This window comes from Streptomyces sp. ISL-96 (assembly GCF_018614035.1).
In the GTDB taxonomy this organism is placed as follows: Bacteria; Actinomycetota; Actinomycetes; order Streptomycetales; family Streptomycetaceae; genus Streptomyces.
This window is the reverse complement of record NZ_JAGGPA010000086.1, coordinates 1-12144: the sequence shown is the minus strand read 5'-3', so window position 1 is coordinate 12144 and position 12144 is coordinate 1. Positions and strand designations below refer to the sequence as shown.

Below are 12144 nucleotides of genomic sequence, written 5' to 3'. Positions count from 1 at the left end.
CGACCCGCGTAAACGCTGGTCGGGACGACAGGATTTGAACCTGCGACCCCTTGACCCCCAGTCAAGTGCGCTACCAAGCTGCGCCACGTCCCGGTGCCCGCCTGACCTGGGGTTTCCCCTGGATCAGCGCGCAACAGAACAATACCCCACTCTGTGAGTGGTCCCGACTGCCACCGGTGCTCCAACGCCTGTTCCGGGCGGGTCGGGTGGGCGCCTACCGGAACGGGCCACAATGGGCGGGTGGACGAAATGGAGCAGGCCAGGAGGGACCGCGACGCCGAGGGGCGGGCGCGCAACGCGCGACCGCGCGACGGGCTCGGACGGCCGCTGCCGTACGGGGCCGAGGGCGTGGCCCGGCAGCCCGAGGGGGTGGAGCGCACCGGGGACGAGACGGTGCGCGAGGCACAGCGGCTGCTCGACGCCGGTATGCCGTTCCACGCGCACGAGGTCTTCGAGGACGCCTGGAAGTCGGGCCCCGAAGCGGAACGCGCCCTCTGGCGCGGCCTCGCCCAGCTCGCCGTCGGCCTCACGCACGCGGCCCGGGGCAACAGGAACGGCGGTGCGACGCTACTGCGGCGCGGCGCCGCCGGAATCGCCGCGTACGCAGATTCACGCCCGTACGGTCTCGGCATCACCGGACTCACCGCGTGGGCGCGCGAGCTGGCCGAGCGTGTCGAGCGGGAGGCGGAGCCCGTATCGGCTGCCGGGAACGCTCCGCGCCTGCGCGGGCGAGTGTCGGACGGATCCGATGCGGCAGACTCACGCCCGTGAAAAAGATCTATGTCATAGGCATCGGCGCGGGCGACCCGGACCATCTGACGATCCAGGCCGTCAAAGCGCTCAACAGGGTGGACGTGTTCTTCCTCCTCGACAAGGGCGAGGAGAAGTCCGACCTGATCCGGCTGCGGCACGAGATCCTCGACCGGCACATCGCGGAGGGCCGGGAGTACCGGCTGGTCGAGGGGCGTGACCCGGACCGTGACCGCAGGGCCGGTGGCGCCGACTACTCCCCCGCGGTCGGCGACTGGCGCAGCCGCCGGGCCGACATCTTCGAGCGGATGATCATCGACGAGCTCGGCGAGGACCGGACCGGCGCGTTCCTGGTGTGGGGCGATCCGGCGCTGTACGACAGCACGCTCGGCATCCTGGAGGAAATCCTGGAGCGCGGGGCGGTGGCCTTCGATTACGAGGTCGTGCCCGGTGTCAGCAGCGTGTCCGCGCTGGTCGCGCGACACCGCACCGGGCTGAACCGGGTCGCGAAGCCCGTCCAGATCACGACGGGCCGGCGGCTCGCGGAGGGCTGGCCCGAGGGCACGGACGACGTGGTCGTCATGCTCGACGCGCACCAGGTCTTCCAGCGGTACGCCGAGGAGGACCCGTACATCTACTGGGGCGCCTACATCGGCACCGCGGACGAGATCCTCGTCTCCGGCAGGCTCTCCGAGGTCTCGGACCGGATCCTGCGGCTGCGCGCCGAGGCCCGCGCCCGCAAGGGCTGGATCATGGACACGTACCTGCTGCGCCGGGACCCGCGCCAGGAATCGCACCAGGACTGAGGCAGCCCAGCCGCTCCAGCTCCGCGACGGCCCCGGCCACGTCCGGGACCGTACGCACCCCGGACGGCGCGGGCGGGCGGCGTACGACGACGACCGGCAGGCCGAGTTCGCGGGCCGCCGTGAGCTTCGCGGCGGTGGCCGGGCCGCCGCTGTCCTTGGTGACGAGGACGTCGGCGGCGTACGTACGCAGCAGCTCCCTCTCGCCCTCGAGGGTGTACGGGCCGCGGTCCAGCAGGAGCTCCGTGTGGAGCGGCAGCGGCGGCTCGGGGGCCTCCACGGAACGTACGAGGAAGTGCAGCCCGTCCAGTCCCGCGAAGGCGGCGAGGCCGAGCCTACCGGTGGTGAGGAAGACCCGGCGGCCGAGCCCCGGCAGCAGCGCCGCCGCGTGGTCCAGGCCGTCGGCGTGGTGCCAGCGGTCACCGGGGCCGGGCTGCCAGCCGGGGCGGCTCAGGGCGACCAGCGGGACGCCCGCCGCGGCCGCCGCTGTAGCCGCGTTCGCGCTGATCACGGCGGCGAAAGGGTGCGTGGCGTCGATCACAGCGGCGACCTCGTGCCGGCTCAGCCAGGCCGCCATCGGCCCCGGACCGCCGAAGCCTCCGACGCGAATCTCACCATCAGGCATCCTTGGTTGTGTAACCCGTCCTGCGAGCGAGGTCGTCACGCGCAGGAGGGAGACCGGGGCCAGTGTCCGCGCTAGCTGCCTGGCTTCCGTCGTACCGCCGAGTATCAGTACATGGCCAGTGCCGGTGATCATGCCGTCACGCTACCCGAGGGGCCCCGACAGGGCCGTTTCGGAAAAGTGGCTCAGGTCACTCTATTCAAGGCGTAACGAAATGGCGCGAGCGTGCGATGAACCCACAGGTGTCGTCGCGCTGCCCCGTACGTCATGCGACCTCGCCCAGTCATCATTTTTTGCTACGAGAGGCTCCTCGTGTCGGTCAGTCCGTCCCGCCCGTTCCCACAGGAGATTGCGGAATCCCCTTCCCTGGTCGCGCTCATTGAGCGTGGCAAGGAGCAGGGTCACATCAACGGCGACGACGTACGCCACGCCTTCGAGGCGGACAGCATTCCCGCGGACCAGCTCAAGCGGGTGCTGCGCAGCCTCAACCAGGTCCTCGACGAAGAGGGCGTGACGCTCATGGTCACGGCGCCCAAGGCTCCGGCCAAGGCGCCCGTCAAGCGTGCGCGCAAGACCGTCGCGAGGGACGAGGAGAAGCGTCCGGCGACCAAGAAGGCCGCCGTGAAGAAGACCGTCAAGAAGACCGCTTCGGCGGCGTCGCAGGCGGCTTCCGCGTCAATATCGGTAATGGGTTCCGACGCCGAAGCCGAGGCCCCGGCCCCGGCGAAGCGCGCGGCGAAGAAGACGTCCGCGAAGAAGACGGCCGCCAAGAAGGCCGCGGCCTCTCCCGAGGAGCCGCAGGGCGACGCCTGGGCCGACGAGTCGGGCTCCGCGGACGACGCGGACGAGAAGCCGACGAAGCAGCCGCAGCAGGGTGACGGTTACGTCCTGTCCGACGAGGACGAGGACGACGCGCCCGCGCAGCAGGTCATGGTCGCCGGCGCCACCGCCGACCCGGTCAAGGACTACCTGAAGCTGATCGGCAAGGTGCCGCTGCTCAACGCCGAGCAGGAGGTGGAGCTCGCCAAGCGCATCGAGGCGGGTCTCTTCTCCGAGCACAAGCTGGAGGAGGAGGACGAGCAGGACCCGGTCTTCCGCCGTGAGCTGGAGATCCTCGTCGAGGACGGCCGCCGCGCCAAGAACCACCTCCTGGAGGCCAACCTCCGCCTGGTCGTTTCGCTGGCCAAGCGCTACACCGGCCGCGGCATGCTCTTCCTGGACCTGATCCAGGAGGGCAATGTCGGTCTCATCCGCGCGGTGGAGAAGTTCGACTACACCAAGGGCTTCAAGTTCTCGACGTACGCCACGTGGTGGATCCGGCAGGCGATCACCCGCGCGATGGCCGACCAGGCCCGCACCATCCGTATCCCGGTGCACATGGTCGAGGTCATCAACAAGCTGGCCCGCGTCCAGCGCCAGATGCTCCAGGACCTGGGCCGCGAGCCCACCCCGGAGGAGCTGGCCAAGGAACTCGACATGACCCCCGAGAAGGTCATCGAGGTCCAGAAGTACGGCCGCGAGCCCATCTCGCTGCACACCCCGCTCGGCGAGGAGGGTGACAGCGAGTTCGGTGACCTCATCGAGGACTCCGAGGCGGTCGTCCCGGCCGACGCGGTCTCCTTCACCTTCCTGCAGGAGCAGCTGCACTCGGTGCTGGACACCCTGTCCGAGCGCGAGGCCGGTGTGGTCTCGATGCGCTTCGGTCTGGCCGACGGTCAGCCGAAGACACTGGACGAGATCGGCAAGGTCTACGGCGTGACGCGTGAGCGCATCCGCCAGATCGAGTCGAAGACGATGTCGAAGCTGCGCCACCCGTCGCGCTCGCAGGTGCTGCGCGACTACCTCGACTAAGAGGTCCTGGACGCCGCATTCGGCGCCCCGGGCGACCATGAGGTCGCGCGGGGCGCCGCGTCGCGTTTCCCTCAGGGGATCAAGAACGCGTCCGCCGCAATCGCCGCCGCCAGGCCCGCCACCAGCAGCCAGGTGCCCAGGCGTGTGCGCCCGCGCCGACTGAGCTCGATCACGCCCCCGCAGAGGATCAGCGCCAGCCCGTACACCCCGACGACCAGAACCGACGACCGGCTCGCCAGCCGCACCGCGAGCACCGCCGCCACGGCCACCATCAGGACCGACGCCGCGGCGATCCGTACTCGCCTGGCCATACGCGGCGTGAGGCCGCCGATCCGGGTGGGCTGCTGCCGCAAGGGGCTGTCGGTCACTGTCTGTTCCTGGTCAGAGGCGCTCATGAGTTCGGATCGTAATCGCTCGCACGAGGCGCCGCTGCGCCGCCCCGCAACCCGTCCGGTGCACCGGCAGACCCGTGCGATAGGTTTTGCCTCTCCTTGACCACGATCAACATCACCAGCGGAGACTGAGACCTCAATGGAAGACATCGTCAACGGACTTGGCCGCTCCGCCGCCTACGGGGCCCTGGGTGTAGTGCTGCTGACGCTCGGCATATTCCTGGTGGACGCGCTGACGCCGGGCAAGCTCGGCCGGCAGATCTGGCAGGAGCGCAACCGCAACGCGGCGCTTCTGCTGAGCTCGGCACTGCTCGGCATCGGCGGGATCGTGTTCACCTCGATCTGGACGACGTACACCGACTTCGGCAAAGGCCTGGCTTCGACAGCCGCGTTCGGGGTGCTGGGGCTCGTGATGATGGCGGTGGCGTTCCTGGTCGTCGACCTGGTGACGCCCGGGAAGCTGGGCGAAACGCTGGTCCAGGAAGAGCCGCACCCGGCGGTTTGGGTGACCGCTTCGTGCAACGTCGCGGTGGCGGCGATCGTTTCGGCGTCCATCGCCTGACGAACCCCGCACAGCTCACTCACTCGTACGCACACCGAAGGCCGCTCCCGCCACCGCGGGAGCGGCCTTCTCGCGTACACAGGGTCTATTCGTCACCCGTTCGGTTACTCCTCGCGCACGGCCATGAGCCGACTGTGCAAAATTGGCGAGTCTAAACCCGCCGGGAAGCCCCGTGCAGAGGGTTACGCGAATATGCCGCCGCACTGATCCGATCTGGCTAAGCTCGCTCGAAGCGCGCCGAGTTGATATGAAATCAGGCACTTGTTCGCAGGTGCCCGATAGTTCGAATACGTCCCCGAATCGACCGCCAGAGGGTTTACATGGTTCGCGTTGAATCGCCTCCAACTGACCGAGAATCCCCCTTCTTCCGCGCGCTTTTGCCACCCGTGCTCCTGATGGCCGCGGCCACCGCCGCCGCCTTCGTCGTCGTACCGGGCCCCGCCCGCATACCGGTCGTCTGGTTCGGCGCCTTGGCGACGGTGGTGGTGACCTCGGTCGCCGCCGAAGTCGTCCGTCGCGGCCGGGCCATGCGGGCGCTGCGCGCGGAGTACGGGCAACGCCTGGCCTTCCTCGACCAGCGCGTCGCCGGATACGACCAGCAGACCCTGCGGACCAGCAAAGAGCTGCTGCCGGCCGCCATCCGCCGCCTGCGGGCGGGCCATTCGACCAACGAAGTGATGCGCGACGTGGTGGACGCGGATCCGACGTACCGCGGTCTGCCCGATCCGCAACGCGCCCTGGTCCGCACCGTCCTGGACATCATCGACGACGAGGAAGCGATGCGCGACTCCGCGCAGCGCGCCTTCGTCAACATCGCGCGCCGCGTGCAGGCCATCGTCCACCAGCAGTCCACCGAGCTGCGGAACATGGAGGAGGACCACGGGCGCAACCCCGACGTCTTCGACGACCTGCTGCGCATCGACCACGGCACCTCGCTGATCGGCCGGCTCGCCGACTCCATCGCCGTACTCGGCGGCGGCCGTCCCGGACGTCAATGGCCCGAGCCCGTACCGCTGTACAGCGTGCTGCGCGGCGCGATGTCCCGGATCCTGGAGTACCAGCGCGTCGATCTGCACTCGATCGCCCAGGTCGCCATCATCGGTACGGCCGTCGAACCGCTCATCCATGCCTGCGCGGAACTCCTCGACAACGCCACGCGCTACTCGCCCCCGCAGACCCGCGTGCACGTCACCGCCGTGGAGGTGCAGACCGGCATCGCCATCGAGATCGAGGACGGCGGCGTCAGCCTCAGCGAAGAGGCCCGCAAGCGGGCCGAGGACATGCTGGCCCGGGCCCAGGCGGGCATGGACCTCAACGACCTCGGTGAGACGCCCCGGCTCGGCATGGCCGTGGTCGGCCGGCTCTCGCAGATGTACGACCTCAAGGTCTCGCTGCGGCAGTCCGCGTACGGCGGCGTCCGCGCCGTACTCATCGTGCCGCGCGGCGTGGTCACCACCGGCCGCGCCCCCGGTCTCGCCCACGGCATCGGCATCACCTCGGTCCCCAAGCAGGGTCCGTCCGGTCTGTCGAGCGCGGAAGAGGCCCGCGTCCCCAGGCGGAAGAAGCCCCGGAAGACCACCGGGCCGCAGCGGACGGCGCCCGCGTCGTTCTCCATGGAGGACGACGTTCCCGAGGTGACCGAATGGACGGCGAACGGGCTTCCGCAGCGCCGCAGCAAGGGCCGAGCGCCGCTCTTCTCCCATGTTGTGCCGGCCGACGAACAGAACACCCCACCGAGCAACGGCCACGCCAACGGCAAGGCCAAGGAGCCAGGGATCTGGCTCGAAGCGTTCACCAACGGGTACAAGGGGACGACTCCCGGCCCGTCGGCCGATGACGAACCTGACGAAGCGTTGGACAAGGGAGATCTCAAGTGATCCAGCAACGGGCGAACTTCGACTGGATGCTCAAGGAGCTGCACGACGGGGTGCCGGGGGTCCAGCAGATCGTGGTCCTGTCCGCGGACGGCCTGCGCATCGCCCGGTACGGCGGCGACCCGGACGCCGCCGACCGGATCGCCGCGGCCTGCGCGGGTCTCCAGAGTCTCGCCGCGGCCGTCGCGGCCGAAATCGTGTACAGCGACGGCACGATGAAGCTTGTCGTGATCGAAGTCGACGGCGGCTTCTTCTACATGATGGCGGCCGGGACCGGGGCGTATCTGGCGGTGCTCACCGACGAGACGGTGGACGCCGGGCTGGTGGGCGCCCGCATGCGGGACATGGTCATCCGGATCGGCGCCCACCTGACGAGTCCTCCGCGCCATGAAGGGCGCGCCGTATGAGTCCGCCCCAACGGGAACGTCGACAGCGCGGGACGGGAGACGCGGAACGGTTGTACGTACTCACCGGAGGCCCGGACGGAGCTGCGCGGGCCCCACTCGATCTGGTCACCATGGTCATTTCCCGTACGGAACCGACACCGACGGTCCAGCCCGAGCAGGCCGCCATTCTGCGGCTGTGCCGGGCGCCGTTGTCGGTGGCCGAGATCTCGGCGTATCTCAGTCTTCCCTTCAGCGTGGTGACCGCGTTGGTCACCGATCTCCTCGCCATCGAACTGGTCGAATCGCGGGCGCCCATCGTCCGCACCACCCTGCCGGACCGGTCCCTCCTCGAAGCGGTGATGCATGGACTTCAGAAACTCTGACACGGTCACCGGCCCGCGCAGCGAGGACATCCTCCCCGCCACGGCCACATCGGCGGTGAAGATCGTGATCGTGGGCGGGTTCGGGGTCGGCAAGACCACGATGGTCGGCTCGGTGAGCGAGATCCGTCCGCTGACCACCGAGGAGACGATGACCCAGGCCGGGGTCGGCGTCGACGACAACCTGGAGGGCAAGACCGCCACCACCGTCGCGATGGACTTCGGCCGGATCAGCATCAGCGAGGAACTGATCCTCTACCTCTTCGGCACACCGGGCCAGGAACGCTTCTGGTTCCTGTGGAACGGCCTCTTCGAGGGCGCCCTGGGCGCGGTGGTGCTGATCGACACCCGCCGCCTCGAGGTCAGCTTCGACGTGATCGGCCGCCTGGAGGAGCGCGGTGTTCCGTTCGTGGTCGCCATCAACACGTTCCCCGACGCCCCCCGGCACCCCGTCGAGGCCCTGCGCACGGCCCTCGACCTGCCGCCCGACGTACCGATAGTGGACTGCGACGCCCGGGGGCGCGGGTCCTGCCGCGATGTCCTGCTGACCCTGATGCGCTATCTGCACACCTTGTCCCCGTCCCCGTCCCCGTAACTGATCCCCGCAACTGGCCCCTGTAACTGGTCCCTGTAACTGGCGGGCCCTGTCCGGGTCCCCTTCCACCGCTGGCCGGCCTGATCGCCCGATCCCTGGAGTGACCGTGACAACCCCCTTCCATCAGCCGCCCGGAGCGGACGGCGGTGCTCTTCCGCCCCCGGGATGCCCGGCCCACGCCATCACCGGTACGGGCCCGGGCGGGCTGCGCCGGCTGTACGGGCCGGAGCATGAGCGCGACCCGATGGCCGTGTACGAGAAGCTGCGCGCCGAGCACGGCCCGGTGGCGCCGGTGCTGCTGAGCGGCGACGTACCGGCCTGGCTGGTCCTCGGCCACACCGAGAACCTGCACATGACCCGCACCCCGTCGCAGTTCTCCCGCGATTCGCGCCGCTGGCGCCTGACCGCCGACGGCACCGTCCCCCCCGACCATCCGCTGGCCCCCATCTTCACGTGGCAGCCCGTTTGCGTCTTCGCGGACGGCGCGGAACACGAGCGGCTGCGCGGCGCGGTCACCGACAGCATCGGGCGCATCGACCACCGGGGCGTACGCCGCCACATCAACCGGTACAGCAACCGGCTCGTCAACGACTTCTGCCAGGACGGCAAGGCCGACCTGGTGAGCCGGTTCGCCGAGCACCTGCCGATGATGGTGATGTGCCAGATCCTGGGCATGGCCGAGGAGTACAACGAGCGGATGGTGCAGTCCGCCCGCGACATGATCAAGGGCACCGCGACGGCGAACGCGAGCAATGCCTATGTGATGGGCGTACTGAGCAGGCATGTGGCCAGGCGCCGGGTCGCGCCCGACGCGGACTTCACCTCCTGGCTCATCGAGCACCCGGCCGGGCTCACCGACGAGGAGGTCAGCCATCATCTGCGGCTGGTGCTGATCGCGGCGTACGAGACGACCGCGAATCTCATCGCCAACGTACTGCGCATGGTGCTCACCGATCCGCGCTTCCGGGCCCAGCTCAGCGGCGGCCACATGACGCTGCCCGAGGCGGTCGAGCAGACCCTGTGGGACGAGCCGCCGTTCACCTCCATCTTCGGCCGCTGGGCCGTCGGTGACACCGAGTTCGGCGGCCAGCAGATCAAGAGGGGCGACGCCCTGATCGTCGGCATCGCCGCCGCCAACGTCGACCCGGTGGTACGGCCCGACCCGGACGCCTCGATGCAGGGCAACCGCGCCCACCTAGCCTTCAGCGGCGGGCCGCACGAGTGCCCGGGGCAGGACATCGGGCGCGCCATCGCGGACACCGGTATCGACGCGCTGCTGATGCGCCTTCCCGACCTTCAACTCGCGGTCGGGGAGGACGAATTGGAGTACAACAGTGCGCTCATGTCCAGGCATCTGGTCGCGCTCCCGGTGAAGTTCGCGGCGCGTCCGCCGGAGCATGACGCCACCGGCCTCCAGCCCACGGCGTCGCGCACGGTCCCGCAGCCGGGCCCCGTACGGGGATCCGTGCCCGCACCCCCGCCCGCGACGGTGCAGACGCCGGTCATGATTCCGGCCCAGCGCAGGCCGGGGGCGCCAAAGCGCATGTGGCAGGCGGTCACCCGGTGGTGGCGCGGCTACTGACCGCCAGCTGGTCCCACCACCAGGAGATCGTCGGGAAGGGAAGCGGCTCGAAGCTGTCATCGGCCGGACGCTGCTTCCACCACCCCTCGTCCGGTTTACCCTCCGGCTCCGAGGGCACATGATAACGAGGGCACACCGACGCCCAGTCGAGGTGCCCCCGGATGAACTGACCGAGCCCCTGTACGTAGCGGCGCAGTCCGCCGCCCGCATCCCGCAGCACCTGGTCGCGCAGCCGGAGGAAGAGCACCATGACACGGTCCCGCATCGCCACGGCCTCCTGGAGTGCGTGGTGCGGTTCACAGCCGAGTTCCTGGCACAGGACGTCGATCAGATTGAGATTGTCGTCGGCCCGCAGGAGCTCCTTGTTGCGGGAGTAGAGGTCGTTGTCCCAGCTGACCAGTGTCCAGGTGATCTCGGTGAGGGCCCGCACACGCGGGTCCTCCAGGTCGTTGTCGGGCACGGAATAACCGGCGACGATCTCGATCATCGCGGTGGAGGGGGCCATCCCTATGGCTCTCATCCACAGCGTGATGTAGTCGTTGAGCGAAGGCAGTCGCGGACTGCGGCGCCAGGACGCCTCCCACACCAGCCCCGAGGTGTAGACGCGCATGGCGTCGGTCCAGCGGCGTATCTGCTGCGGGGACGCGTACCGCTCCAGCTCGATCCGCAGTAGGCGCAGCGCCGCCGCGTGCGGCGAGTCGTCGAACTGGTGGGCGGTCGGGGCCTCTATGGCCCGGACGATCCGGGCCGTCTCCTGGGCGAGCGAGTCAGCGGTGGCATAGGCCTCGTCGCACACGCCGTCGTCGAGAGAGAAGAGCACGGCGTGGAACTTGGCCATCAGGGTGAGCGGTTCCAGCTGTCCGTACGACATCGTCGCTGCCGTGAGACCGCCGAAGTCGCAGAGGGACAGCCGGCTGCGCTGATGATCGTCCGCGTCGAGGCGTTGTTGGAGCATCCAACGCACCGTCATGTCATTGAGAGCCTCGGCCGACGGGTGGACGATCGACGGCACCGGACAGTAGAAGGGCACGCTCGGCAGTTGCTGGCCCACTCGACGTGGCGAGATTACGGTCATGTTCGGTCTCCTCATGAGAGCCCCGCGTACGCTGGGGCGTATATGCCCATGTCCGACCATCAATAACAATGCAACCGTCCATTGCCTGAGCCAAGTTGACCGCTGGATGCCCAAAGTTGCAGAAGTCTGCTTTCACCGCTGTGCCGGAGGTTCTCACGGCTTATACCGCCGACTGACGCATCAGTCAGCAGCTCATCATCGGGCACAATCTCTTGCCGCATCAGGGTCCACCGGATTCGTACGTTGTGGTCCTCTCAACGCACAGGTACGGTGGCCGACCATGCAGCCAGAACCCGGAAGCCGAGTGGTCGACTCCGGCGGTGAGGTCGCCGAGCGGGTCCGTCAGGTGATCGGCTCCGCCGGCGTGAGCCAGCGCGAGTTCGCCCGACGCATCGCCATGGATCCGTCAAAACTGTCGCGTTCGCTCACCGGTGTCCGGCGGTTCACCGTGGCCGAATTGGCTCGTATCGCCGACACCGCCGATGTGGACGCGGGCTGGCTGCTCGGGTTCCGTACCGAGGCCTCGGTGAAGCCCTCCGCCGTACGCCGCGAACGCGCCTCGGGCGCGGCCGCGGCGGCGCCCGAGGGCGGCAGGCCGCTGCAGATAGTGCGGGAGACCGTGCGGCTGATCGCGAAGCGCGGTTTCCATTCCGTACGGGTCGCCGACATCGCCGAGGCCTGCGCCACCAGCACCGCCGCCATCCACTACCACTTCCCCGGCAGGGACGACCTGCTGGAAGCCGCCGTGCTTTGGTGCATGGACGAGGACACCGCCCGCCGCGCGGCCAGGATCGCCGGGGCGGGCGACACCGGTGACGCCGCGGACGAGCTCCGGCAGCTGATCGAGCTCCAGACGCCGTACACGGAGCAGCAGCGCCGGCAGTGGAGGGTCTGGCTCGACCTGTGGGCGGAGGCGGCCCGCTCCACGGCCGTGGGCCGGCTCCACGTGACGTACTCCAGGCAGTGGCGCGCGACGGTCGCCGATATCCTGCGGCGCGGCGTCGACCAGGGCGTCTTCCGACCCGGCACGGACCCGGACGCCGCCGCACTGCGGCTCACCGCGCTGATCGACGGCCTGGCCACCCAGGTGCTCGCCGCGGCGCCGGTCGCGCAACCGGGTACCGGCACGAGTCCCGAGGACATGCGGGCGGCGCTCCTCGCGTACGTGGACGCCACGTTGTCCGTACCGCCGCCCGCCACGAGCTGAACTCCGCACAACTCGCATGCCGTCGCATGGGCCTCGCGCTTCTACCCGGAACGCAGAAAAGCCCC

The 12144-nt window shown here is 69.3% G+C and carries 13 protein-coding genes, 1 tRNA gene and 1 pseudogene; 11 read left to right on the top strand and 4 right to left on the bottom strand.

Annotated features, from left to right (window positions below; all coding sequences use genetic code 11):
- Positions 1-16 precede the first annotated feature (16 nt).
- Positions 17-93, bottom strand: a tRNA-Pro gene (locus J7E96_RS35430).
- A gap of 156 nt (positions 94-249) precedes the next feature.
- Between J7E96_RS35430 and J7E96_RS35425 the strand changes: the two genes are divergently transcribed.
- Both J7E96_RS35425 and cobF read left to right on the top strand, forming a co-directional pair.
- On the top strand, positions 250-771 hold the full coding sequence (locus J7E96_RS35425) for a DUF309 domain-containing protein (protein ID WP_215137914.1): 522 nt from the start codon (positions 250-252) through the stop codon (positions 769-771).
- The gene (gene cobF, locus J7E96_RS35420; protein WP_215137799.1) at positions 768-1556 is read left to right on the top strand and encodes a precorrin-6A synthase (deacetylating); all 789 of its coding nucleotides are present in this window, start codon (positions 768-770) and stop codon (positions 1554-1556) included. The genes J7E96_RS35425 and cobF overlap by 4 nt, the downstream gene beginning before the upstream one ends.
- Here the strand turns inward: cobF and J7E96_RS35415 are convergent.
- Positions 1501-2310 carry a cobalt-precorrin-6A reductase gene (locus J7E96_RS35415; protein ID WP_215137797.1) on the bottom strand — a complete coding sequence of 270 codons (810 nt, stop codon included), beginning with the start codon at positions 2308-2310 and terminating at the stop codon, positions 1501-1503. The genes cobF and J7E96_RS35415 overlap by 56 nt on opposite strands.
- A gap of 132 nt (positions 2311-2442) precedes the next feature.
- On the opposite strand from J7E96_RS35415, the pseudogene J7E96_RS38970 reads away from it, so the two are divergent.
- Positions 2443-2706 (top strand): annotated as a pseudogene (locus J7E96_RS38970) (RNA polymerase sigma factor region1.1 domain-containing protein); the annotation flags it as partial.
- The gene (locus J7E96_RS37985; protein ID WP_374196759.1) at positions 2695-4026 is read left to right on the top strand and encodes an RNA polymerase sigma factor; all 1332 of its coding nucleotides are present in this window, start codon (positions 2695-2697) and stop codon (positions 4024-4026) included. The pseudogene J7E96_RS38970 and the gene J7E96_RS37985, both read left to right, overlap by 12 nt.
- Before the next feature lie 71 nt (positions 4027-4097).
- Here the strand turns inward: J7E96_RS37985 and J7E96_RS35405 are convergent, their stop codons facing one another.
- On the bottom strand, positions 4098-4421 hold the full coding sequence (locus J7E96_RS35405; RefSeq protein WP_374196757.1) for a hypothetical protein: 324 nt from the start codon (positions 4419-4421) through the stop codon (positions 4098-4100).
- A gap of 136 nt (positions 4422-4557) precedes the next feature.
- Here J7E96_RS35405 and J7E96_RS35400 point away from each other — a divergent pair, with 136 nt between their 5' ends.
- The 6 genes from J7E96_RS35400 (at position 4558) to J7E96_RS35375 (ending at position 9797) form a co-directional block, all read left to right on the top strand.
- On the top strand, positions 4558-4980 hold the full coding sequence (locus J7E96_RS35400; protein WP_215137795.1) for a DUF350 domain-containing protein: 423 nt from the start codon (positions 4558-4560) through the stop codon (positions 4978-4980).
- A 320-nt stretch (positions 4981-5300) separates the two neighbouring features.
- Positions 5301-6857, top strand: coding sequence for a sensor histidine kinase KdpD (locus tag J7E96_RS35395; RefSeq protein ID WP_215137792.1), 1557 nt, complete (start codon positions 5301-5303; stop codon positions 6855-6857).
- Positions 6854-7261, top strand: coding sequence for a roadblock/LC7 domain-containing protein (locus tag J7E96_RS35390; RefSeq protein ID WP_215137791.1), 408 nt, complete (start codon positions 6854-6856; stop codon positions 7259-7261). Before J7E96_RS35395 ends, J7E96_RS35390 begins: the two co-directional genes overlap by 4 nt.
- Positions 7258-7623, top strand: a complete 366-nt coding sequence (locus J7E96_RS35385; RefSeq protein ID WP_215137789.1) for a DUF742 domain-containing protein — start codon at positions 7258-7260, stop codon at positions 7621-7623. The genes J7E96_RS35390 and J7E96_RS35385 overlap by 4 nt, the downstream gene beginning before the upstream one ends.
- Positions 7604-8215: an ATP/GTP-binding protein gene (locus J7E96_RS35380; RefSeq protein ID WP_215137787.1), complete on the top strand. Its 612-nt coding sequence runs from the start codon at positions 7604-7606 to the stop codon at positions 8213-8215. The genes J7E96_RS35385 and J7E96_RS35380 overlap by 20 nt, the downstream gene beginning before the upstream one ends.
- 106 nt (positions 8216-8321) lie before the next feature.
- Complete coding sequence (locus J7E96_RS35375) at positions 8322-9797, top strand: cytochrome P450 (RefSeq protein ID WP_215137785.1); 1476 nt, start codon at positions 8322-8324, stop codon at positions 9795-9797.
- Here J7E96_RS35375 and J7E96_RS35370 read toward each other — a convergent pair.
- Positions 9772-10872: a terpene synthase family protein gene (locus tag J7E96_RS35370; protein WP_215137783.1), complete on the bottom strand. Its 1101-nt coding sequence runs from the start codon at positions 10870-10872 to the stop codon at positions 9772-9774. The genes J7E96_RS35375 and J7E96_RS35370 overlap by 26 nt on opposite strands.
- A gap of 280 nt (positions 10873-11152) precedes the next feature.
- On the opposite strand from J7E96_RS35370, the gene J7E96_RS35365 reads away from it, so the two are divergent.
- Positions 11153-12079: a TetR/AcrR family transcriptional regulator gene (locus tag J7E96_RS35365; protein WP_215137781.1), complete on the top strand. Its 927-nt coding sequence runs from the start codon at positions 11153-11155 to the stop codon at positions 12077-12079.
- The last annotated feature ends 65 nt before the right edge of the window (positions 12080-12144 follow it).

Coding starts and splice junctions, on each gene's coding strand:
- J7E96_RS35380 (WP_215137787.1), top strand. CDS start 7,604: ATGGACTTCAGAAACTCTGACACGGTCACCGGCCCGCGCAGCGAGGAC.
- J7E96_RS35425 (WP_215137914.1), top strand. CDS start 250: ATGGAGCAGGCCAGGAGGGACCGCGACGCCGAGGGGCGGGCGCGCAAC.
- J7E96_RS35385 (WP_215137789.1), top strand. CDS start 7,258: ATGAGTCCGCCCCAACGGGAACGTCGACAGCGCGGGACGGGAGACGCG.
- J7E96_RS35400 (WP_215137795.1), top strand. CDS start 4,558: ATGGAAGACATCGTCAACGGACTTGGCCGCTCCGCCGCCTACGGGGCC.
- J7E96_RS35365 (WP_215137781.1), top strand. CDS start 11,153: ATGCAGCCAGAACCCGGAAGCCGAGTGGTCGACTCCGGCGGTGAGGTC.
- J7E96_RS35395 (WP_215137792.1), top strand. CDS start 5,301: ATGGTTCGCGTTGAATCGCCTCCAACTGACCGAGAATCCCCCTTCTTC.
- J7E96_RS35415 (WP_215137797.1), bottom strand. CDS start 2,310: ATGATCACCGGCACTGGCCATGTACTGATACTCGGCGGTACGACGGAA.
- J7E96_RS35405 (WP_374196757.1), bottom strand. CDS start 4,421: ATGAGCGCCTCTGACCAGGAACAGACAGTGACCGACAGCCCCTTGCGG.
- J7E96_RS35370 (WP_215137783.1), bottom strand. CDS start 10,872: ATGACCGTAATCTCGCCACGTCGAGTGGGCCAGCAACTGCCGAGCGTG.
- J7E96_RS37985 (WP_374196759.1), top strand. CDS start 2,695: ATGGTCACGGCGCCCAAGGCTCCGGCCAAGGCGCCCGTCAAGCGTGCG.